Raw genomic sequence first — 21,723 nt, forward strand, 5'->3', positions numbered from 1 at the left:
CATGAGCGGAATCCTCGAGGGCAAGCGCGTCCTGATCACCGGCGTGCTGATGGAGTCCTCCATCGCCTTCCACGCGGCCAAGCTGGCCCAGGAGCAGGGCGCGGAGATCATCCTCACGGCGTTCCCGCGGCCCACGCTGACCGAGCGCATCGCCAAGAAGCTGCCGAAGCCCACCAAGGTCATCGAGCTGGACGTCACCAACGACGAGCACCTGGGCCGGCTGGCCGACATCGTCGGCGAGGAGCTGGGCGGCCTCGACGGCGTCGTGCACTCCATCGGCTTCGCGCCGCAGGACGCGCTCGGCGGCAACTTCTTGAACACGCCGTTCGAGTCGGTGGCCACCGCCATGCACGTCTCGGCCTACTCCCTGAAGTCGCTGACCATGGCCTGCCTGCCGCTGATGCAGAACGGCGGCTCGGTGGTCGGCCTCACCTTCGACGCCCAGTTCGCCTGGCCGCAGTACGACTGGATGGGCCCGGCCAAGGCCGCCCTGGAGGCGACCAACCGCTACATGGCGCGTGACCTGGGCAAGCAGAACATCCGCTGCAACCTCATCTCGGCGGGCCCGATCGGCTCCATGGCCGCCAAGTCCATCCCGGGCTTCAGCGAGCTGGCCTCCGTGTGGGACAGCCGCTCCCCGCTGGAGTGGGACCTGAAGGACCCGGAGCCGGCCGGCCGCGGCATCGTCGCCCTGCTGAGCGACTGGTTCCCGAAGACCACCGGTGAGATCATCCACGTCGACGGCGGTCTGCACGCCATCGGCGCCTGAACCTCGCACGTGACGCCCCGTTTCCCGCAGCGCGCGGGGAGCGGGGCGTCACCCGTTCGGCCCACCTGCCGGGCGCCACCCGGCCCGGGCGGCGCACCCTGGACTGAGCGTTCACCTCGCGCGTCCCTCCCCAGCCCGGCCGAGGAGGTCCCCTTGTGCGCCTGTCCCGAAGCCTGGCCCCGGTGACCGTGGCCGTGGCCCTCGTGCTCTCCCTGCCGTACGACGCGATGCCCTACGCGCGCGTGCACGACGGAAAGCCTCCCGCGCCGAGCCTCTTCGGGGCCGCCTGCCGCACGACCGTCCACAGCTCCCATGTGGTGGCCTACTGCCACAATCCCTATGTCGACACCGATCGCGTACGGCTGCACATCAAGTGCGCCCGCTGGTGGGACCTAGCCACTGACAGCGCACCGGTGGACACCCTTCCCGCCATGACCGTACGGCTCAACGGCCGGTGCTGGAAGGAAGTCCGCTCGGTCTGGATCAGCCACCAGAAGGAGCGCTGAACCGGCTGGACCAGTCGCTGCCAGGGGGCGCCGAACCGGCTGGATCAGTCGCCGGCAGGGGCGCCGAAGCGGCCCGGCCGGCACAGGAACGGGTAGCTCGCGGCCTCGGCGGCCGCCGCCTCCGCGTCCCCGGCGCGGATCGCGTCCAGCAGGCGCGTGTGGTCCATGTACGTCTCCGGCGTCAGCTTCGCGCCCACGTCCGCGCGCAGCCAGTCCCGCAGCACCTCGCCCAGATCGGCGTACATCGCGGTGATGACGTCGTTGTGCGAGGCGGCCACGACGGCCAGGTGGAAGGTGGCGTCGGCGGCCACGAAGGCCTCCGCCTCGCCGGTCTCCCAGGCGACCTCGCGCCGGTCCAGCAGCGCGTCCAGCTGCTTGAGGTCCTTCTCGGTGCGCCGCTCGGCGGCCAGCCTCGCCGCGGCCGACTCCAGCGCGGCACGCAGCTCGGCGATGTGCCGGGGATCGGCGTCGGCGAACCGGCGGTGCATCACACCGGCCAGCTCGCTCGTCGCGACCACGTAGGTGCCGGAGCCCTGCCGGATGTTCAGCAGCCCGTTGTGGGCGAGCGCGCGGACGGCCTCGCGGACGGTGTTGCGGGCGACGCCGAGCTGCTCGACCAGCTCCGGCTCGCTCGGGATGCGCGAGCCGACCGGCCACTCGCCGGAGGTGATCTGGTTGCGCAGTTCGGCGATGACCTGCTCGGACAGCGCCGAACGGCGCGGGTGGCTCAGGGGCATGGCACACCTTCGCACGCGAGGCCCGGGCGGTGACGCCACGGGGATGGACAACCAATCATCCCATGATTCTATGATGGCCTCATGGCACGTGAGGAAACCCGGACAGCTCAGACCCGTACGGCGATGTCACCGACCGAACGCGGTACGGCCGCCCCGACGAGCACGCCCGGGACGACGCCCGGCGCGGGCCGCACGCGCGCGTGGGCGCCCCGCCTGGTGGTCGTCGGCATCGTCCTGTCCGCGCTGAACCTCCGCCCGGCCATCACGAGCCTCGGCGCGCTCCTGGAGGAGGTCCGTGACGGGCTCGGCATGAGCGGCGGCGTGGCCGGCCTGCTCACCTCCGTGCCCCCGCTCTGCTTCGCGGTCTTCGGCATCACCGCGCCCCGGCTGGCCCGCCGCTTCGGTCCGGCCGCCGTGGTGTGCGCCGGCATGGTCGCCATCACCACCGGCCTGCTGATACGGCCGTATCTCGGCAGCACCGCCGGTTTCCTGGCCGCCAGCGCGCTCGCCCTGATGGGCATCGCCGTCAGCAACGTGCTCATGCCGGTCATCGTCAAGCGCTGGTTCCCCGACCGGGTCGGCTCCATGACCGGCCTGTACTCGATGGCCCTCGCCCTCGGCACCTCCGCCGCCGCAGCGGTGACCGTTCCGCTGACCGACGCCCTCGGCGGCAGCTGGCGGTCCGGCCTCGCCGTGTGGGCCGCGCTCGCGGGTGCCGCCGTCCTGCCCTGGCTGCCGCTCCTCCGGGACCGTGGCGGCGACACCGCGCCCGCACAGCCGGGGAGGCGGGAGCGCGCGGCACGGGAACAGCCCGCCGGGGAGCAGCGCACGGGGGAACACGCGCCCCTGCGCATCACCCGCAGCCGCACCGCCTGGGCGCTCGCCGTCTTCTTCGGCCTCCAGGCCACCGCCGCCTACATCACCATGGGCTGGATGCCGCAGATCTTCCGCGACGCAGGTGTCCCGGCCGGCACCGCGGGCGTGCTGCTCGCGGTCACCATGGTGATGGGTGTCCCGCTGGCCTTCGTCATCCCGCGGGTCGCCACCCGGCTGCCCCATCAGGGGCCGATCGTGCTGGTCCTGGGCATGTGCGGGCTCGCCGGATACGCCGGGCTGTACGTCGCCCCGGCGGCCGGCGCCTGGGCCTGGGCGCTGCTGCTCGGCGTCTCCAACTGCGCCTTCCCGCTGGCCCTGACCATGGTCGGCATGCGGGCCCGGAGCGGGCCGGGCGTCGCCCAGCTGTCCGCGTTCGCGCAGAGCACCGGGTATCTGATCTCCATCCCCGGCCCGCTGCTGGTCGGCGTGCTCTACCAGCAGAGCGGCGGCTGGGGCCTGCCGATCGCCCTCATGGCGGGCCTGATGCTGCCGCAGATGGCGGTGGGCTTCCTGGCGGGCCGTGACCGCACGGTGGAGGACGAGGCGACGCGCTAGGAAGGGCGCTTTCCATCCCCGGGGGCGGTGGGGGAGCGTGGATGGCGCGTGGGGCCGGGGAGACCGCGGCTGATGGCGCTGGGCCGACTCGCACCGCCCGATCCGTGCGCGACCGCGGCCCCGGCCCACCGGGTCGGGGCCGCGGCCGCTCCGGCCCCGTCGGCGCGCGGCGCGACCGCCGCCCCCGGTCCGCCTCGGCGGAGCGCGGGGTGCGAGACTGGGCGCATGCAGCCTGTCCTCGACCCGAACCCGCAGAACGGCCAGAAGAAGATGCTGATCGTCTTCGGCTCGTTCTTCGCCATCTTCGTGATCATCGCCGTCATCGCGACCCTCGCATCCCCCTGACGGCCGCGTCCGGCCCGCGCCTCCCGGCGGACGGTGGGGTTGACCCCCCCATCCCCTAGGGGGAAAGGCTCAGGGTCAACTGGGTGGAAGTCCGGATGGGTTGGCGGCCCCGGATTCCGTAGTTTCGAGAGGTGACCGCACGACACGGTCACGGACCCGCTCGAAGACCACGGAGGCGATCATGTCGGCCCGCACCCACTTCCGGCCCCACCCGGCGACCACGGGCGGCGTCGACATCCGGCTGCCCTGGTGGGCCCTCGCCCTCCCCGCGCTCGCCTTCCTCGCACTGCTGGCGCTGATACTGAACCCGTCGGACGCCCACGCGGCGAGTGGCGATCCGGCCATCACGCATCTCTTCGAGCGCGCCCACCAACTCCTCACGCGCTGATCACAAGCCCCCGTACGCGGTGAATCCGCATGTCAACTCCCTGCGCCGCATGGCCTGTTTCATGCGAAGCTGGATCTCATGAGCGCCGCAGAACCTCGCACGATCGTCCTCCTCCGGCATGCGAAAGCCGACTGGCCCCAGGTGTCCGACCACGAGCGCCCGCTCGCCGAGCGGGGCCGCAAGGACGCCGCGGTCGCCGGACGCAAGCTGGCCGACACCGGCATCACCTTCGATCTCGCCCTGTGCTCCACCGCCGTCCGGACCCGCGAGACCTGGAAACTCGCCGTCCACGAACTGGCGCACCGGCCGAGGACCAGCTACGAGGAGCGGGTCTACGAGGCCTCGCCCGGCGAACTGATCGCCGTGCTGAACGAGACTCCGGACGACGTGCGGAACGTGATCCTGATCGGCCACAACCCGGGCGTCCACGGCCTGGCCGACATCCTGTCCGGCACCGCCGAGGGCGACGCCCGCGACCGGATGAACCGCCGCGGGTTCCCGGCCGCCGCCTTCGTGCTGCTGTCCTTCGACGGCCCCTGGAAGAGCCTGGAGCCGGGCGTGGCCACGCTCGACGACTACTGGGCGCCCGCCGAGTGACCTGGCCCACGAGCCAGGGCCCGGCACCGCCCCGGTGCCGGGCCCTCACACATCCGGACCGGTTCAGCCCTCGTCGTGCGTGTCCGCCGCCTCGACCTCTTCGCGGGTGACGCCCAGCAGATACAGGACCGTGTCGAGGAAGGGGAAGTTCACCGCCGTGTGCGCCGCCTCGCGGACCACCGGCTTGGCGTTGAAGGCGACGCCCAGACCGGCCGCGTTCAGCATGTCCAGGTCGTTGGCGCCGTCACCGATCGCCACCGTCTGCGACAGCGGCACCCCGGCCTCCGCGGCGAACCGGCGCAGCAGCCGCGCCTTGCCCGCGCGGTCCACGATCTCGCCGGTGACCCGGCCGGTGAGCCTGCCGTCGACGATCTCCAGCGTGTTGGCCTGCGCGAAGTCCAGGCCCAACCGTTCCTTCAGGTCGTCCGTCACCTGGGTGAAGCCACCGGAGACGACCCCGACCTGGTAACCGAGCCGCTTCAGCGTGCGGATCAGGGTGCGGGCGCCCGGCGTCAGCCGGACCTCCTCGCGCACCTTCTCCACCACGGAGGCGTCCAGGCCCTTCAACAGCGCCACGCGTGCGTGCAGCGACTGCTCGAAGTCCAGCTCCCCGCGCATCGCCGCCGCCGTCACCTCGGCGACCTTGTCCTCGCAGCCGGCGTGTGCCGCGAACAGCTCGATGACCTCGTCCTGGATCAGCGTGGAGTCCACGTCCATGACCACCAGGCGCTGGGCGCGCCGGTGCAGGCCCGCCGCGACGACCGCGACATCGACACCCAGTGCCGCCGCGTCCGTGACCAGGGCCGTGCGCAGCGGCTCGGTCTCCACGCCGGAGACCGCGAACTCCACTGCCGTCACCGGGTACTTGGCGAGCCGGAAGATGCGGTCGATGTTGCCGCCGGCCTTCGCGATCCGGTCGGCGATGGCGGCCGTCGACTCGGCGGTCAGCGGGTGGCCGAGGACCGTCACCAGCGAACGCCCGAGGCCGCGCGGCCGGTTGTCGCCGTGCCCCGAGATGATCTCCGCCTGCATCTTCATCGACTCGGCCCAGCTGTGCACGGTGGCCCTCAGATCACCCTCCAGGCCGGCCGGCGGCTGCGTCACCAGCGCGCACAGCACCAGGCGACCCCGGGTGACGACCTGCTCGATGTCGACCACGTCGACGAGGTAGGCGGCGAGGGTGTCGAAGAGGCCCGCCGTGATGCCCGGCCGGTCCTTGCCGAAGATCTTGACGAGGAGGGTGGGGACCTCGGGGGTCTGTGAAGCGGAGGTCTGCGAAGCGCTCATGGTGTCACCACCGTATCCGGCACCCAGTGCCGTCCGCCGCCGAGGTCCGACTGACGGACACGGAACAATGGATGTCCCGCCGGTGTCAGGGATCTTGCCACCGGGAGGACACCGCCCGCTCGCCCACGGCGTTCCCCGGCTCCACCACGACTGTGCCACGAGATGCCCGTCCGGGCAGGGGCAGCGGTCACCCGGGATGCAGACGAGCCCGGAGCTGGGGCGGCCGGGGCACGTGGGAGCGGGACGTAGGGCTGGTAGCAGCGGGAGCGGCGGGACGGGACTCGGCCGACTCACCCGTGGCGCTTCGGCTTCCCCGGTGGTGCCGGGGGTGGCGGCGGAGGGGGTGGCGGTGGCCATTCGGTGCTGTCCGCCCCCTGCGGGCGATCACCTCGCCGCGCCGTGGGACGGCGCCGGGCGGGAGGGGGAGCGGCGTCGAGCGGCCGGGCGACGGTCGGAGCGCCGTACATGTCGTCCCCGGCGCCCGGCGGCCCGGCACCCGGCGCCTCCTCGCCCGGGTCCTGCGGCCCCTGGACATCCTCCGGCACCCGGAGATACGGATTCGTGTCCGGGTTCGGCGGCCGGTACGGCGTGCCCGGCGCATACGGCCCGACACCGCCGCCCGGCCCCGGGCCCCCGGCACCGGGACCCCCGTACGGAGCGGACCCGGCCGCACCCCTGTACCTCAAGCCCTCGGCCCCACCACCGCCGGCACCCCCGTACCCGACCGACTCGGCCCCACCGCCGTCGGCGCCCCCGTAGCCGACCGACTCGGCCTGACCGCCGCTGGCGCCCCCGTAGCCGACCGACTCGGCCTGACCGCCGCTGGCGCCCCCGTACCCGACCGACCCGGCCTGACCGCCCCCGGCGCCCCCATACCCGACCTCCTCCACCTCGACACCGCCGCCGCCCCCGTACCCCGGACGTCCGCCGCCACCGCCGTACCCCCCGCCGTCACCGGCACCCCCGCCCGCCGCGATCCCCGGCGTCCCCCGAGCCCCCCGAGCCGCCCAAGCCGCTCGTGCCCCCGCCGCCCCGGTCGCCCAGGCCGTCAGCGCGCCGATCGCGCCGGCGCCCGCGCCCCACGCGGCGCCGAGCAGCAGGGCCGGGCCGAGGTGGCCGTGCAGGTCGAGGCCCGCGCCGAAGGCGTCGAAGCCGAGGACGGAGAGGGAGGCGGTGAGGGACACGGCCGTCAGCCAGGCGAGCAGGGGAAGGGCGAGCGCGGTGGTGACGGCGAGGCGCAGCCCGCACCGGACGGCGAACGTCAGGGCGCTGTCGGCGTGCCGTACGACCGGTGTGCGGGCGGCCGTCAGGACACCGGCCAGCAGCATCGCAAGGGCCGCGGCCACGGCCAGCAGCCACACGCGGCCGTCGAGGCCGGCCAGCCGGCCCAGCGTCACGGGCTGATCGGTGTGCGCACCGAGGAGCTGGTCCAGCGGATGGGGGAGGGACCGGCCGAGTACGCCCGAGGCGTGGCCGTCCCAGGGGACGAAGAGACCGAGGGGGAGGCCGAGCCAGACCCCGTTCGGCGCGCCGAGCAGGGCCGCGCCGGCGATCCGCCCGGGACGGTCGTCGCCGAGCGCCGCGTACGCCGCGGCCGCGAGCCCCGCCGCCACGGTCACCAGCAGCGCGGTGACGAGGGCCGAGACCGCCGGCCGTACCACCCGGTGCACGGCGGACCAGCCCGGTGGCAGGGGAGCGCGCCGGGAGGCGAGCAGGGCGATCAGCAGGACGCCGGCACACCAGAGCGCGCCGCCGGACAGCGTGGCCGCCGGGTCCACGGTGAAGCCGACCGCCGCCCTGGCATGGACGAGGCCGCCGATCCGGTCCGGCAGCAGTCCGCCCACGTCGCCGAGGCCGGGGATGCTCAGTCCGCCGCCTCCCCCGCCGCCCGCGCCCGGCAGCTTGTCCAGCCCGAGCGAGCCGCCGTCGATCGTGACGATGTCGTGGCCGGCCCAGGCGAGTCCACCGAGCAGCGCGACGAAGAGCGCGACCATCGTGCCCGCGCGGGCGAGGAGTTCGGCGGGGGCGATCACAACTCCCGCCGTACGCAAGGACCGCAGGAAGAACCACGACAGCAGCAGGGCACCGGCGAGGCTCACCCCGAGTGGCGTGATGTCGATGGCGGTGTGGGCCTCGGCGCCTTTCAGCCCGAACACGGACACATCGCCCGACGGCTGGACCGAACCACCCGCCCCGAGGGCCACAACGGCCGCCGTCATGGGACCCAGTGCGCCCGCCGAGTCCGCCTTCAGAAGGTGCAGGCCCAGCGCGGCCGTAGCCGCCATCCCGATCAACGCCCAGCTCACCGCGGTGATCGCGGACAGCACAACCTCCTTCCAGGGCACCGCCGTGGCGCGCCGCGCGGCCTCGGCACTCGTGTCAGACCTCATGGCAGACCCCCCGATCGGCGGCGCGGCACCGGAGCCACGCTTGTCCCCCTCGCCGGGATTACCACTCTCCGGCCCGGTTTCAACCCCGTCAACGGGGTGAGTTGAAGCGCGCGCGGGCGCCCGTTGACAAGGCCCGGGTTTCGGTCAGCGGGCCGGGCCTGAAATAGTTCCCCCCGATGTTCGACATCCCTAGACTCCCTGTGATGGGGGTAATTCGGGGGACAACTCAGTGGGGCATGGAGTGCCGGAACTCGTACTGGAATCAAACGGACGGACCTGGACGCTCGACCCGTCCAGGCCCTACACCCTCGGGCGCGATCCGCAGGGTGACATCGTCTTCGACGACGCCAGGGTGTCCTGGCGGCACGCCACGGTCAGCTTCAACGGCCGCAGTTGGGTCATCGAGGACCATGGCAGCACCAACGGCACATTCGTGCAGGGCCGGCGGATCCAGCAGTTGGAGATCGGGCCGGGGGCGTCGCTGCACCTCGGCAACGCGACCGACGGACCGCGGCTGAACCTGTCGGGTGCCGCGGCCGGTCAGCAGCCGGCGCCGTACGCGGCGCGGGGCGCCGGGGCGCCGGGCTGGGCCCAGCAGGCCCCGCAGCAGGCACCCGCCGCGGGGCAGGCCGCCGCACCGCCGCAGGCCCAGCAGGCACCGGCCCCGCAGCAGGCCGTACCGCACCAGGCGGTCGCGCAGCAGCAGGCCCCCCAGCCGGGCTGGCAGCAGCAGGCGCCCGCGTTCCCGCAGCAGCAGGCGGGTCCCGCGGACCAGTACGCGCAAGAGACACCCGGTGGTGGTGCGGGGGCGCCGCCGGTCTACGGCGACCGCAGCCCGACCACGTTCCACCAGTTCGCCGTCGGCCGGGTGATGCGCATCGGCCGTGCGCTGGAGAACGACCTGGTCGTCTCGGACCTGCAGGTCTCCCGGCACCACGCCGAGTTCCACGCCACGCCGGACGGCCGGCTGGAGATCCGCGACCTCGGCTCGCACAACGGCACCTACGTCAACGGCCAGCCGATCCCCAAGGGCGGCTCGGTGCAGCTGGGCCCGGCCGACATCGTCGGCGTCGGCCACTCCACGTTCCGGATCGTCGGTGACCGGCTCGAGGAGTTCGTCGACACCGGTGAGGTCTCGTTCTCCGCGCGCCATCTGACCGTCACGGTCGACGGCGGCAAGCAGATCCTGAAGGACGTCTCCTTCGGCGTCCCGGAGAAGTCCCTGATCGCCGTCATCGGCCCGTCCGGCTCCGGCAAGTCGACCCTGCTCAAGGCGCTCACCGGCTACCGGCCCGCCAACCAGGGCGAGGTGCTGTACGACAACCGCAACCTGTACAAGCAGTTCGCCGAGCTGCGCCAGCGCATCGGTCTGGTCCCGCAGGACGACATCCTGCACAAGGAGCTGACCGTCAAGAAGGCCCTGAAGTACGCGGCCAAGCTGCGCTTCCCGGCCGACACCACCGCGCAGGAACGTGACGCCCGCATCGACGAGGTGCTGCGCGAGCTCAAGCTCGACATCCACAAGGACAAGAAGGTCACCTCCCTGTCCGGCGGCCAGCGCAAGCGTGTCTCGGTGGCCCTGGAGCTGCTGACCAAGCCCTCGCTGATCTTCCTGGACGAGCCGACCTCGGGCCTCGACCCGGGTATGGACCGCGACGTCATGCAGCTGCTGCGCGGCCTCGCCGACGACGGCCGTACCGTCCTCGTGGTCACCCATTCGGTGGCCGAGCTGGCGCTGTGCGACAAGCTGCTGGTGATGGCGCCGGGCGGCGCGGTCGCCTACTTCGGTCCGCCGGAGGAGGCGCTGAACTTCTTCGGCTACGACAGCTGGGCCGACGTCTTCTCCGCCTTCGAGAACTACCGCGACTACGACTGGGCGGGCCGCTGGAAGGGCTCGCAGCACTACCAGATGTACGCCGCGGACATCGACGCCGTCGCGCCGCAGTCCGTACCGACGCACCCCATGCAGCCGATCAAGCCGCCCAAGCCGCAGGGCTGGGGTTCGCAGCTGGTCACCCTGATCCGCCGCTACGCCTCGGTGATCGCCTCCGACCGCGGCTTCATCGCCCTGATGTTCCTGCTGCCGGCCGTGCTCGGCGTGGTGAGCACGCTGATCCCGGCCGAGTACGGTCTCGGTCTCGGCCCCGCGAAGACCCACTTCACCAACCGGGACGGCAGCACGATCCTGCTCATCCTCGCCGTGGGCGCCTGCTTCGCCGGCGCCGCGAACTCCGTGCGTGAGCTGATCAAGGAGCGCGTCATCTACGAACGGGAGCGGGCCACCGGCCTGTCCCGCTCGGCGTACCTGATGTCCAAGGTGATCGTGCTCGGCGCGATCACGATGCTGCAGGGCGGCATCATCGGCGCGATCGGCCTGCTCTTCCGCGGCGACAAGGTGCCGCAGGAGGGCCTGCTGCTGAAGAACTCGCCGGTCCTGGAGCTCACCCTGCCGATCATGGCGCTCGGCTTCACCTCGATGATGATCGGCCTGATCATCTCCTCGCTGGTGAAGACCGCCGAGAAGACCATGCCGCTGCTGGTGATGTTCGCGATCGTCCAGGTCGTCTTCACCGGCTGCCTCTTCCAGCTGCACGGCAAGGTCGGCGTCGATCAGATCTCCTGGCTGATGCCCGCCCGCTGGGCGGTGTCCGCGGCGGGCGCCACGGCCCAGCTGAACGTGCTGCTGCCCTGGGACCCGGCCAACCCGGACCCGCTGTGGGACCACACGCTCGGCCACTGGGTCGCCGACATGGGCGTGCTGCTGGGGCTGGGCGTGCTCTGCGGCTTCGTCGTGGCCCGCTTCCTGCGCCGCCACGAACCGGAGGTCATGCGCAAGTAACCGCGCCGGTACGACACGAAGGGCGGCACCCCGTGGAGGGGGTGCCGCCCTTCGGCGTCACGTCGCTGAGGTCCGCGCCAGGCCTCAGTACGCGCTGTTGACGTTGTCCATCGAGCCGTACCGGTGGGCCGCGTAGTTGCAGGCGGCGGTGATGTTGGCGACCGGGTCGTAGATGTTCCACGACGTACCGGGCACGTGGTAGGCGTTGAAGGTGGGCTGGATCACCTGCAGCAGGCCCTTGGACGGGATGCCGTTGACGGCGTTGATGTCCCAGTTGTTGATGGCCATCGGGTTGCCCGAGGACTCCCGCATGATGTTGCGGTAGAGACCGCTGTAGCTGCCGGGGATGCCCTTGGAGCGCATGATGTCCAGCGAGTGGCGGATCCAGCCGTCCAGGTTGTTGGCGTACGTCTTCGCGGCGACCGGCTGCATGTCGATCCGCTGGGTGGAGCGGCTCGCGGCCTCCTTGGCGGCGCGGTCCTGCGCGGCCTTCTTGGCGGCGGCCTGGGCCGCGGCCTTCTTCGCGGCCTCGGCGTGCTGCTTGGCGGCGGCGGCCTGGGCGGCGGCCTTCTTCTGCGCGGCGAACGTGTCCAGCTTGACCGTCTCGGTGGCGAGCTGGTCGGTGACCGTGCCCTTGACGTTCTTCAGCGCCGTGCCGCCGGCGACCTGTGCGGCCGTGGCGGGGGAGCCGGTGGTGACGGTGTCGGCGTTGCTGGGAACGGCCGAGAGGGCGATGGCGGCGGTGCCGAGGCAGGCGACGCCGGCGACGGCGATCTTGTGCTGCTTGGTCAGGGCACTATGAGCACGGTTGAGGATGTTCTTGGGCATGGCTGATGGACCTCTTCGATAGCGCGGAGGTCGCTCCTGCGTCCGCCGGGGGAATCGGCTCCTCCCACACGAACGCCGCGGGCCGGTGACCCACGGCGCTGAGCGACGGGAGCAATTCTTAGCTGGCGCAAAATGCCCAGGCAAAGGTGTGACGTACGATCCTCGGTAGTGGATCCCAGAAGGGCAAAACGGGACAGACTAGGCCGTCTGTCCCGTTCATGTGGGGATGGTTTATCTCCTATGCCTGTTCGTACGTGATGTGGGCCCTATGCGCGGGCTCACATCGACGACGTAACAGTCTCACCATGAGTTGCCGTCGCAACGCTCTGTGTGAGTGCCTTCCTCCGGCAGGATGAGATGCACGTCGCCGAACTCGTGCCACAGGTAGAGCCCCCGGAGCGCCTCCTCATAGGCACGGCCGACCGCGGCCCGCCCCGCGACCGCCCGCAGCATCAGCAGATGCGAGGCCTCCGGCTCGTGCAGCCCGGTCAGCAGCCCGTCCACCACCCGCACGCCGCGCTCGGGCGTCACGACCAGGTCCGTCCACCCCTCGGCCGCCCGCACCACCCCGTCCGGCCCGGCCGCCGACTCCACCGCCCGCACGGCCGTCGTCCCGACGGCGATCACCCGCCGGCCGCCCGCCTTCGCCGCGTTGACCTGCCGCGCCGACGCCTCCGGCACCGAGAACCGCTCCGGGTACGGCGGCTCGTGCGCCTCCGCCGACGCCACCCCCGTGTGCAGCGTGACCGGCGCGAACTGCACACCCCGGCTCACCAGCTCCGCCACCAGGGGCGCGGTGAAGGGGCGCGCCGCGCTCGGCATCTCCGCACTGCCCGCCCCGTCCGGCTGCGGCAGCGCGAACACCGTCTGGTACACCGACAGCGGCTGGTCCCGCTCCGTATAGGAGTAGCGAATGGGCCGCCCGTGCACGCGCAGCATCGCGAGCACGTCCCCTTCCGCCCGGGCCCACCGGAGCCGCTCCCCGCGCGGGCTCAGCGGCTCCTCCACTACCAGCCGCCCCGTGCCCGGCAGCACCACCTCCGTACCCGCACGCGTACCCGTACGCGCGCGCGTGGTACCCCGCCCGTCCGGTTCGCGCAGCTCCACCGCCCACCGGCCGTCGTCCCCGCGCGTGGAGAAATGCACCACCACGCGCGCGTGCCCGATCCGCCCGTCCACCGCGGCGGCCAGCGTGGGCGAGGTGTTCACCACCAGCAGGTCCCCGGCCCGCAGCAGCCGCGGCAGCTCCCGGAACCCGTGGTGCGTCACCTCCGTGCCGCGCGACACCAGCATCCGTACGGCGTCCCGGTCCAGCCCCGGAGCCCGCTGCTCGACGGGCACGCGCGCGGACAGCTCCGGAGGGACCCGCACGAGGACGGTCACAGCGCCTCCAGCAGCGCCGCCGCCGTGTACCGGCCGCTCGGCGGGCGGCGGTCCAGCAGCCGCACGAAAGCGGGAGCGATCTCCTCCGGCGCCGGCGTCTCCGACAGATCCTCCCCGGGTTCGGCGGCGGCCAGCATGTCCGTGCGCATCCCGCCCGGATCGACCCACCAGACCCGCAGCTCCAGCTCCTCCACCGCCAGCACCGCCGAGAGCTGGTCCACCGCCGCCTTCGTCGCCCCGTACGCGCCCCATGTGCGGTAGGCCTCCACCGCCGCGTCCGAGCTCACGTTGATCACCGCACCCGCCGGGGCCTCCCGCAGCAGCGGCAGCGCCTCGTGCAGCAGGCCCAGCGGAGCCACCACATTGGTCTCCAGCGCGGCCCGGAAGCCGTCCAGCGACTGGGCACCGAGCGGCACCAGGGGCTCGGCCCCCAGGATCCCCGCGTTGTTCACCACCAGATCGACCCCGCCGAGCGTACGGGCCGCGGCCACCAGCTCCGCCCGGTGCCCCGCGTCCGTCACGTCCCCGGCGAGCACCGCCACGCGCGAGCCGTGCCCGGCGACGCTCTCCGCGGCCTCCTTGAGGGCCCCGGCGCCCCGGGCATCCAGCACCAGGTCCCAGCCCCGCGTGGCGAGTGCCTCCGCCAGCGCCCGCCCCAGGCCCTTCGAGGCCCCCGTGATGATCGCCACCGGCATGACTACCGTCCCCTCGTCGTCACCGCCCCCGTCGGGCGGTGACCACAACCTAGGAACGGCACCGACCCGGCCGCCTCGGACGCGGGCCGCAAACCGGAGGGGTCCTTCGGCCTAGACCGCACGCCCGGGGCCCCGGGGCCTACACCGATCGCCCGGCGCCCGGGGACCTACGCCGACGGCCCTAGGACCAGCGGACCGGGCCCCGCCGTCACCGGGCCGATCCGCTTGTCCTACCCCGCCGGTACCGTGAGGACATGAGTCAAGGCCCCCGGTCCGGCCTCGCAGCGGTCAGCTCCGCGCTGCTGGCCATGAGCAGGCACCTGGAGGTGCGCGACGTCCTGAAGACGATCGTCGCCTCCGCCCGCGAGCTGCTGGACGCGCAGTACGCCGCCCTCGGCGTCCCGGACGACCACGGCGGCTTCGCCCAGTTCGTCGTCGACGGCGTCAGCGACGCCCAGTGGAAGGCCATCGGCCCGCTGCCCCGCCAGCACGGCATCCTCGCCGCGATGCTGCACGAGGCCCGCCCCGAGCGGCTCGCCGACGTGCGCAAGGACCCCCGCTTCGAGGGCTGGCCGTCCGCACACCCCGAGCTGGCCGACTTCCTGGGCCTGCCCATCCGCGACGGCGACGAGGTCATCGGCGCACTGTTCCTCGCGAACAAGAACTGCCCGAAACGGGAGGGGAGCTGCGGCTTCACCGAGGAGGACGAGGCGTTGCTCGGCATCCTCGCCCAGCACGCCGCGATCGCCCTCACCAACGCCCGCCTGTACGAGCGCAGCCGCGAACTCACCATCGCCGAGGAGCGCTCCCGCCTCGCCCACGAACTGCACGACGCGGTCAGTCAGAAGCTCTTCTCCCTGCGCCTGACCGCCCAGGCCGCGGCGGCGCTCGTCGACCGCGACCCCGCCCGCGCCAAGGGCGAACTGCACCAGGTCGCCGCGCTCGCCGCCGAGGCCGCCGACGAACTGCGCGCCGCCGTCGTGGAGTTGCGCCCCGCCGCGCTGGACGAGGACGGCCTGATCGCCACCCTGCGCACCCAGACCCAGGTCCTCGACCGCGCCCACACCGCGCGCGTGACCTTCACCAGTGGCGGCTTCCGCGCCCTGCCCGCAGCCCAGGAGGAAGCCCTGCTCAGGGTCGCCCAGGAGGCACTGCACAACGCCCTGCGCCACTCCGGTGCCGACCACGTCGACGTCAGCGTGGAGCGGCGCGGCTGCGGAGCCGTGCTGCGCGTCACCGACGACGGCAGCGGCTTCGACCCGAAGGCGGTCCGCCGCGCCGGACGGCATCTGGGCCTGGTCTCGATGCGGGACCGCGCGAGCGGGGTCGGCGGCACGCTGACCGTGGAGTCGGTGCCCGGCAAGGGCACCACGATCGAGATGGAGGTCCCCGGTGGCTGACGCGATCAGGGTGCTGCTGGTCGACGACCACCAGGTGGTCCGCCGGGGCCTGCGCACCTTCCTGGAGGTACAGGACGACATCGAGGTCGTCGGCGAGGCCGCCGACGGCGCCGAGGGCGTCGCCCGCGCCGAGGAACTGCGCCCGGACGTCGTCCTGATGGACGTCAAGATGCCGGGCATGGACGGCGTCGAGGCACTGCGCCGGCTGCGCGGACTCGACAACCCCGCGCGCGTGCTCATCGTCACCAGCTTCACCGAGCAGCGCACGGTCGTACCGGCCCTGCGCGCGGGCGCCGCCGGATACGTCTACAAGGACGTGGACCCCGACGCCCTCGCCGGCGCCATCCGCTCCGTGCACGCCGGCCACATCCTGCTCCAGCCCGAGGTCGCCGGCGCCCTGCTCTCCCAGGAGGAGGCCAACTCCGGCCAGAGCAGGGGAGGTTCGCTCACCGACCGGGAGCGCGAGGTGCTCGGCCTGATCGCGGACGGCCGCTCCAACCGCGAGATCGCCCGCGCCCTCGTGCTGTCCGAGAAGACCGTCAAGACGCATGTCTCCAACATCCTGATGAAACTCGACCTCGCCGACCGCACCCAGGCCGCGCTCTGGGCCGTACGCCATGGCGTGACCGGCTGACACGCCCTCCCCAAGGCCTCACCCACGGCAACAACCCAGGCTGAGATTCATACCGTCGTGGGAATGTCACCCGGACGGCGCATCCTCCAGCGATCTCCGCCGTTCTCCAGTGCGTGCCGCGGCGAACCGCGGCGGTGAACGTCTAGGAGGGGTTGGAAAGTGAAGAATCTGAAGAAGGCCGCGGCCGTGACGATGGTGGCCGGTGGCCTGATGGCGGCCGGCGCGGGGATGGCCTCCGCCACGGAGGGCGCCCACGCCTACGGCGACGCCCAGGGCTCCCCGGGCGTCATCTCGGGCAACGTCGTCCAGGCCCCGGTGCACATCCCGGTGAACGCGGTCGGCAACAGCGTGAGCGTGATCGGCGTACTGAACCCGGCCTTCGGCAACCTCGGCGTCAACCACTGAGGTCCGGCCGACAGCGACCAACAGGCCCCCCGGTGCCCACCGGGGGGCCTGGGCCTTGTCGTCAAACCCCCTCCCCCTCCGGCCGCTCCGACCGCGGTCGTCCCGGTCGGACGGTTACCGGGCTCCGCGCTCCCGCTCCTCCACGATGGAGTTGTACGCCGCCACCTGCGCCCGCCGGGCCGTGCGCTCCACGGGCCGCAGCGCCTCCGCCCGTGCGGCCATCTCCGAGGAGCTCACCGCACCGCCGTGCCCGTTGCCGTACGCCAGCGACACCAGCAGCGCGATCCGCTGCGCCAGCTCCAGCACCCTCACCGCGCGCGACGGATACCCGGGCGCCAGCACCTCCCGCCCCTGCTCGGCCCGCGCCCGGTACGCGTCGATCGCCGCCTCCGCCACCGGGCCCGACCCGGCGACGTCCAGCTTCGACAGCACCTCGGTCGCCTCGCGCAGCGCCTCCGCGAGCTCCCGCTCGGCCTCACCCAGCGAGGGCACGTCGGCGGGCGGCGCCTCCCGGACCGGCAGCACCTGCCAGACGACCTCGGCATGTACATCACCCTCGGGCCCGGCCTCGTACACCTGCGGCACCAGCCCGAACGCGGCGCCGTGGCAGACCACCGCCTCCTCCGCCTCCAGCGCCCGCGCATTGAACTCGGGCGGACCGCTCAGCCCCAGCGGATGCCCCGGCGCCGGCAGCGCGACCCGCAGCCCGGTCGCCCCCAGCGTCCGCAGCCGCCCCAGCGCGAGCGTGAGCCCGACCTGCGCGGACTCCCCGGGCAGCCCCTCCACCCGGTGCACGGTGTCCTCGCCCACGATGGCGAGCGCGGCGTCATCCGGAGAGACAAGTCCGGCCAAAAGGGCATTTCCCCAAGCGGCGAGGCGTCCTGAACGCGGTTCCGAGAGCATGCCCCCACCCTAAGGACCGGACCGATGGAATGGGGCGGGGCACTCGTGGCGTAGATTTCATAAGGGCTGCGCCCACCGGCGCGGCGGACCGAGCCACAGGCGTACGCGACAGCCGAGACCGGCCACACTGCAAGGGGAGACAACGCGCTCATGAGCGATGTTCTGGAGCTTCAGGACGTATCCGTGGTCCGCGAGGGCCGGGCTCTGGTGGACCAGGTCTCCTGGTCGGTGAAGGAGGGCGAGCGCTGGGTCATCCTCGGCCCCAACGGCGCCGGCAAGACCACCCTCCTGAACGTCGCCTCCAGCTACCTCTTCCCCAGCAAGGGCACCGCCACCATCCTCGGCGACACCCTCGGCAAGGTCGACGTCTTCGAGCTGCGCCCCCGCATCGGCGTGGCCGGCATCGCCATGGCCGAGAAGCTCCCCAAGCGCCAGACGGTCCTGGAGACGGTCCTCACGGCCGCCTATGGCATGACCGCCCATTGGCAGGAGGAGTACGACGAGGTCGACGAGCAGCGCGCCCGCGCCTTCCTCGACCGCCTCGGCATGAGCGACTACCTCGACCGCCGCTTCGGCACCCTCTCCGAGGGCGAGCGCAAGCGCACCCTCATCGCCCGCGCCCTGATGACCGACCCCGAGCTGCTCCTGCTGGACGAGCCCGCCGCCGGCCTCGACCTCGGTGGCCGCGAGGACCTGGTCCGCCGCCTCGGCCGGCTCGCCCGCGACCCCATCGCCCCCTCGATGATCATGGTCACGCACCACGTCGAGGAGATCGCCCCCGGCTTCACCCACGTCCTGATGATCCGCCAGGGCAAGGTCCTCGCCGCCGGCCCGATCGAGCTGGAACTGTCCTCCCGCAACCTTTCCCTCTGCTTCGGCCTGCCGCTCGTCGTCGAGCAGGTCGGCGACCGCTGGACGGCTCAGGGCCTGCCCCTGTCCTGACCCCTCACCGAGGCGGTCCGAGTCCCGTCCCGCTCCCTTTCGCGCCCTGTCCGCCGCCCGACCCCGGCCCTACCATGACCATGTGAACGACATCGACGCATGGGTGTGGTGGCTCGTCGGCGCGGCGGCGCTCGGAATCCCGCTCGTGGTCACCGCCATGCCGGAGTTCGGCATGCTCGCGGTCGGAGCCGTCGCGGCCGCCGTGGCCGCCGCCCTCGGCTTCGACGGGGTGATCCAGGTCCTCGCGTTCGTGCTCGTCTCCGTCGCGCTCATCGCCGTCGTCCGCCCCATCGCGGCCCGGCACGGCAGACAACGCCCCCAACTCGCCACCGGTATCGACGCCTTGAAGGGCAAGCAGGCCGTCGTCCTGGAACGCGTCGACGGCTCCGGCGGGCGCATCAAGCTCGCCGGAGAGATCTGGTCGGCCCGCGCCCTCGACACCGGACGCGCCTACGAGGTGGGCCAGGAGGTGGACGTCGTGGACATCGAAGGGGCCACCGCCCTCGTCATCTGAGGCATCGGGCCTCCTTCATCTGAGGCATCCGGCCCACGAGTTGGGCGACGGTCTGTCAGACTCGACCAGCAAGATCTTCTGCAACCACGAGATCTGCCGAAGGCGCCGAGGCGGAGAGGGGTACGGGGAACACGATGGAACCGGTCATCATCGTCCTGGTCATTCTGGTGGTGTTGGTCTTCATCGCCCTGATCAAGACCATCCAGGTCATCCCACAGGCCAGCGCCGCCATCGTCGAGCGCTTCGGCCGCTACACACGCACCCTGAACGCGGGCCTGAACATCGTGGTCCCGTTCATCGACACCATCCGCAACCGCATCGACCTGCGCGAACAGGTCGTACCGTTCCCGCCGCAGCCGGTGATCACCCAGGACAACCTGGTCGTCAACATCGACACGGTCATCTACTACCAGGTGACGGACGCCCGCGCGGCCACCTACGAGGTCGCCAGCTACATCCAGGCCATCGAGCAGCTGACCGTCACCACGCTCCGCAACATCATCGGCGGCATGGACCTCGAACGCACCCTGACCTCCCGCGAGGAGATCAACGCCGCCCTGCGCGGCGTCCTCGACGAGGCAACGGGCAAATGGGGCATCCGGGTCAACCGGGTCGAGCTGAAGGCCATCGAACCGCCCACCTCCATTCAGGACTCGATGGAGAAGCAGATGCGCGCCGACCGTGACAAGCGCGCCGCGATCCTCACCGCCGAAGGTACGCGCCAGGCCGCCATCCTCACCGCCGAGGGCGAGAAGCAGTCCCAGATCCTGCGCGCGGAAGGTGAGGCCAAGGCCGCCGCCCTGCGCGCCGAGGGCGAGGCCCAGGCGGTCCGCACGGTCTTCGAGGCCATCCACGCCGGCGACCCCGACCAGAAGCTCCTGTCCTACCAGTACCTGCAGATGCTCCCGAAGATCGCCGAGGGCGACGCCAACAAGCTCTGGATCGTCCCCAGCGAAATCGGCGACGCCCTCAAGGGCCTCTCCGGCGCCATGGGCAACTTCGGCCCCCTCGGCGGCGGAGGCCAGGGCAACGGCGGAGCCAACGTCCCCGCCCAGAACAACGGCCCGAGCACAGAACGCCGCGAGAAGCCGAGCATCGACTGAGGGTTCTTTACGACGCCGGGTTGTGCCGCGCCCCGAAAGGGGCGCGGGGAACTGCGCGAGCAACCACAAACAACCCGCGGCCGACGTACGTCACAACCCGCCACGGCGATTGGTCAGGCAGCGTCCCGAGCCAACCAGTCAGGCAGCGCCTCGAACTCCTCGGCGCCCAGAGCCAAGAGCATCGCATCCGCCGGCGTCGGCTCGAACGGCTCCCGCAGCAACTCCATACCGGCCTGAGCCGGAGTCCGGTCGGCCTTCCGGTGATTGTCCTCCGCACACGCGGCCACCGTGTTCAGCCACGTGTCCTGCCCACCCTGCGCCCGCGGCACCACATGGTCCACGGTCGTCGCCCTGCGCCCGCAGTACGCGCACCGGTGCCGGTCCCGGACCAGCACCCCCCGCCTCGACCACGGAGCCTGTCTTCGGAACGGCACCCGTACGTACCGGCACAGCCGGATCACCCGGGGCGCGGGTATGTCCACATCGGCACCGCGCATCCGCAGTTCGGGGTGGGCCTGCTCGACGACGGCCTTGTCCTGGAGCACCAGAACGACGGCTCGATTCAGCGTCACCGTCGACAGCGGCTCGAAGCTCGCGTTCAGCACCAGCGTGTCCCGCATCCAGCCCACCTCCCGTGTGCACCTGCCCACCCCCCGGCGGGCTTGGATCAACTCTGGACGGGCGCGCCGAGATGGACAACGCAATAAAAAATGCCCGCCCCCGATCACTTCCAAGACCGGGGGCGGGCAAACGTTCAATGAACGCTCGGCTGAATCGCGGCGCCGCGCTCAGCCCTACGCGGGGTTCTCGTACTCACCGATGAGCTGGGCCCGCGCGATCGTGTGGAACCGCAGGTTGAAGCCGACGACGGCGGGCGAGACATCGGCATCCGGACCGAGCTTCTCCTGGTCGACCGCGTACACCGTGAAGACGTACCGGTGCGGCCCGTCCCCGGGCGGCGGCGCGGCACCACCGAAGTCCTTCGTCCCGTAGTCGTTGCGCACATGCACCGCGCCTTCGGGCAGGCCCTCGAACTTGCCGCCGCCCGCACCCGCCGGCAGCTCCGTCACGGAGGCCGGGATGTCGAACAGGACCCAGTGCCAGAACCCGCTGCCGGTCGGCGCGTCGGGGTCGTAGCAGGTCACGGCGAAGCTCTTGGTCTCCGGCGGGAAGCCCTCCCACCGCAGATGCGGCGAGGTGTTCCCCTCCGCATGGACCTGAGCGCTCTTCAGCGTCGCGCCCTCCGTGACATCGTCGCTCGTCACCGTGAACGACGGCACCGGCGGATGGAAGTCGTGGGGGAGCGGCCGCCGCTTGAGCTCGGTCACCTCGGTACCTCCTGATCGATGATCTGGAACCAGCAGTTCCCGAGCCTAGAACCAGTTGCGCTTGCTGCCGACTTCGGACAGCCACTGGTTCAGATAAGCCGCCCAGTCGGTCCCCTGCCAGTCGTTCAGCCCCACCTGGAAGGACCGGTAGGTGTCCGAACCCTCGCTGAACAGACCCGGCTTTTTGTCCATCTCCAGTACGACGTCCATCGCGTGCTCGTCGGCCACGAAGCTCAGCTCGACCTGGTTCAGGCCCCGGTACTGCGACGGCGGGTGGAACTCGATCTCCTGGTAGAACG

General features: G+C 72.0%; 23 protein-coding genes. 13 read left to right on the top strand and 10 right to left on the bottom strand.

Going from position 1 to position 21,723, the window contains the following annotated elements; all coding sequences use genetic code 11:
- Nucleotide 1: 1 nt before the first annotated feature.
- Together fabI and ABB07_RS29935 are read left to right on the top strand one after the other, a co-directional pair.
- On the top strand, nt 2–769 hold the full coding sequence (fabI, locus tag ABB07_RS29930) for an enoyl-ACP reductase FabI (protein ID WP_208901635.1): 768 nt from the start codon (nt 2–4) through the stop codon (nt 767–769).
- A 155-nt stretch (nt 770–924) separates the two neighbouring features.
- Entirely contained in the window at nt 925–1,275 is a 351-nt protein-coding gene (locus ABB07_RS29935; RefSeq protein WP_208901636.1) for a hypothetical protein, read from the top strand.
- Nucleotides 1,276–1,319: 44 nt separating this feature from the next.
- Here the strand turns inward: ABB07_RS29935 and ABB07_RS29940 are convergent, their stop codons facing one another.
- Complete coding sequence (locus ABB07_RS29940; RefSeq protein ID WP_208901637.1) at nt 1,320–2,012, bottom strand: FadR/GntR family transcriptional regulator; 693 nt, start codon at nt 2,010–2,012, stop codon at nt 1,320–1,322.
- Between the two features lie 123 nt (nt 2,013–2,135).
- On the opposite strand from ABB07_RS29940, the gene ABB07_RS29945 reads away from it, so the two are divergent.
- The 4 genes from ABB07_RS29945 (at nt 2,136) to ABB07_RS29955 (ending at nt 4,773) form a co-directional block, all read left to right on the top strand.
- Nucleotides 2,136–3,443, top strand: a complete 1,308-nt coding sequence (locus ABB07_RS29945) for a CynX/NimT family MFS transporter (protein WP_208903677.1) — start codon at nt 2,136–2,138, stop codon at nt 3,441–3,443.
- Between the two features lie 225 nt (nt 3,444–3,668).
- Nucleotides 3,669–3,788 carry an SGM_5486 family transporter-associated protein gene (locus ABB07_RS41585; protein ID WP_279617406.1) on the top strand — a complete coding sequence of 40 codons (120 nt, stop codon included), beginning with the start codon at nt 3,669–3,671 and terminating at the stop codon, nt 3,786–3,788.
- Nucleotides 3,789–3,969: 181 nt separating this feature from the next.
- A complete protein-coding gene (locus tag ABB07_RS29950; RefSeq protein ID WP_208901638.1) occupies nt 3,970–4,176 on the top strand; it encodes a hypothetical protein in 207 nt (68 codons plus the stop codon).
- A gap of 78 nt (nt 4,177–4,254) precedes the next feature.
- The gene (locus ABB07_RS29955) at nt 4,255–4,773 is read left to right on the top strand and encodes a SixA phosphatase family protein (RefSeq protein ID WP_208901639.1); all 519 of its coding nucleotides are present in this window, start codon (nt 4,255–4,257) and stop codon (nt 4,771–4,773) included.
- Between the two features lie 63 nt (nt 4,774–4,836).
- Here the strand turns inward: ABB07_RS29955 and serB are convergent, their stop codons facing one another.
- On the bottom strand, nt 4,837–6,060 hold the full coding sequence (gene serB / locus ABB07_RS29960; RefSeq protein WP_055710231.1) for a phosphoserine phosphatase SerB: 1,224 nt from the start codon (nt 6,058–6,060) through the stop codon (nt 4,837–4,839).
- A gap of 290 nt (nt 6,061–6,350) precedes the next feature.
- Entirely contained in the window at nt 6,351–8,450 is a 2,100-nt protein-coding gene (locus ABB07_RS29965) for a streptophobe family protein (protein ID WP_208901640.1), read from the bottom strand.
- Nucleotides 8,451–8,691: 241 nt separating this feature from the next.
- On the opposite strand from ABB07_RS29965, the gene ABB07_RS29970 reads away from it, so the two are divergent.
- Nucleotides 8,692–11,289 (top strand): ABC transporter ATP-binding protein/permease, encoded by a 2,598-nt coding sequence (locus tag ABB07_RS29970; protein WP_208901641.1) that lies wholly within the window; start codon nt 8,692–8,694, stop codon nt 11,287–11,289.
- A gap of 84 nt (nt 11,290–11,373) precedes the next feature.
- Here the strand turns inward: ABB07_RS29970 and ABB07_RS29975 are convergent, their stop codons facing one another.
- The 3 genes from ABB07_RS29975 to ABB07_RS29985 form a co-directional block, all read right to left on the bottom strand.
- Nucleotides 11,374–12,117 carry a transglycosylase SLT domain-containing protein gene (locus tag ABB07_RS29975; RefSeq protein WP_208901642.1) on the bottom strand — a complete coding sequence of 248 codons (744 nt, stop codon included), beginning with the start codon at nt 12,115–12,117 and terminating at the stop codon, nt 11,374–11,376.
- 300 nt (nt 12,118–12,417) lie between these two features.
- The gene (locus ABB07_RS29980; RefSeq protein WP_208901643.1) at nt 12,418–13,500 is read right to left on the bottom strand and encodes an S-adenosylmethionine:tRNA ribosyltransferase-isomerase; all 1,083 of its coding nucleotides are present in this window, start codon (nt 13,498–13,500) and stop codon (nt 12,418–12,420) included.
- Nucleotides 13,497–14,195, bottom strand: a complete 699-nt coding sequence (locus ABB07_RS29985) for an SDR family NAD(P)-dependent oxidoreductase (RefSeq protein WP_208901644.1) — start codon at nt 14,193–14,195, stop codon at nt 13,497–13,499. The genes ABB07_RS29980 and ABB07_RS29985 overlap by 4 nt, the downstream gene beginning before the upstream one ends.
- Nucleotides 14,196–14,449: 254 nt before the next feature.
- Between ABB07_RS29985 and ABB07_RS29990 the strand changes: the two genes are divergently transcribed.
- The 3 genes from ABB07_RS29990 (at nt 14,450) to chpE (ending at nt 16,634) form a co-directional block, all read left to right on the top strand.
- Nucleotides 14,450–15,595, top strand: a complete 1,146-nt coding sequence (locus tag ABB07_RS29990; RefSeq protein WP_208901645.1) for a GAF domain-containing sensor histidine kinase — start codon at nt 14,450–14,452, stop codon at nt 15,593–15,595.
- On the top strand, nt 15,588–16,229 hold the full coding sequence (locus ABB07_RS29995; protein WP_208901646.1) for a response regulator: 642 nt from the start codon (nt 15,588–15,590) through the stop codon (nt 16,227–16,229). The genes ABB07_RS29990 and ABB07_RS29995 overlap by 8 nt, the downstream gene beginning before the upstream one ends.
- Nucleotides 16,230–16,388: 159 nt before the next feature.
- Nucleotides 16,389–16,634, top strand: a complete 246-nt coding sequence (gene chpE / locus ABB07_RS30000; RefSeq protein WP_208901647.1) for a chaplin ChpE — start codon at nt 16,389–16,391, stop codon at nt 16,632–16,634.
- A gap of 114 nt (nt 16,635–16,748) precedes the next feature.
- On the opposite strand, the gene ABB07_RS30005 is transcribed toward chpE, so the two are convergent.
- Nucleotides 16,749–17,537: a hypothetical protein gene (locus ABB07_RS30005; RefSeq protein WP_208901648.1), complete on the bottom strand. Its 789-nt coding sequence runs from the start codon at nt 17,535–17,537 to the stop codon at nt 16,749–16,751.
- Between the two features lie 150 nt (nt 17,538–17,687).
- On the opposite strand from ABB07_RS30005, the gene ABB07_RS30010 reads away from it, so the two are divergent.
- The 3 genes from ABB07_RS30010 (at nt 17,688) to ABB07_RS30020 (ending at nt 20,096) form a co-directional block, all read left to right on the top strand.
- Entirely contained in the window at nt 17,688–18,479 is a 792-nt protein-coding gene (locus ABB07_RS30010; protein WP_208901649.1) for an ABC transporter ATP-binding protein, read from the top strand.
- A gap of 82 nt (nt 18,480–18,561) precedes the next feature.
- Nucleotides 18,562–18,993 (top strand): NfeD family protein, encoded by a 432-nt coding sequence (locus tag ABB07_RS30015; protein ID WP_208901650.1) that lies wholly within the window; start codon nt 18,562–18,564, stop codon nt 18,991–18,993.
- A gap of 134 nt (nt 18,994–19,127) precedes the next feature.
- Nucleotides 19,128–20,096 (top strand): SPFH domain-containing protein, encoded by a 969-nt coding sequence (locus tag ABB07_RS30020; RefSeq protein ID WP_208901651.1) that lies wholly within the window; start codon nt 19,128–19,130, stop codon nt 20,094–20,096.
- 113 nt (nt 20,097–20,209) lie between these two features.
- Here ABB07_RS30020 and ABB07_RS30025 read toward each other — a convergent pair whose 3' ends face one another.
- The 3 genes from ABB07_RS30025 to ABB07_RS30035 form a co-directional block, all read right to left on the bottom strand.
- Nucleotides 20,210–20,716: an HNH endonuclease gene (locus ABB07_RS30025; RefSeq protein WP_208901652.1), complete on the bottom strand. Its 507-nt coding sequence runs from the start codon at nt 20,714–20,716 to the stop codon at nt 20,210–20,212.
- Between the two features lie 174 nt (nt 20,717–20,890).
- Complete coding sequence (locus ABB07_RS30030; RefSeq protein ID WP_208901653.1) at nt 20,891–21,424, bottom strand: YbhB/YbcL family Raf kinase inhibitor-like protein; 534 nt, start codon at nt 21,422–21,424, stop codon at nt 20,891–20,893.
- Nucleotides 21,425–21,469: 45 nt separating this feature from the next.
- Nucleotides 21,470–21,723 (bottom strand): sporulation protein (locus tag ABB07_RS30035; RefSeq protein WP_208901654.1); only part of this gene is annotated, 254 nt, incomplete at its 5' end.

Origin of the sequence: Streptomyces incarnatus (assembly GCF_001027185.1) — a bacterium.
Lineage (GTDB): Bacteria > Actinomycetota > Actinomycetes > Streptomycetales > Streptomycetaceae > Streptomyces > Streptomyces puniciscabiei.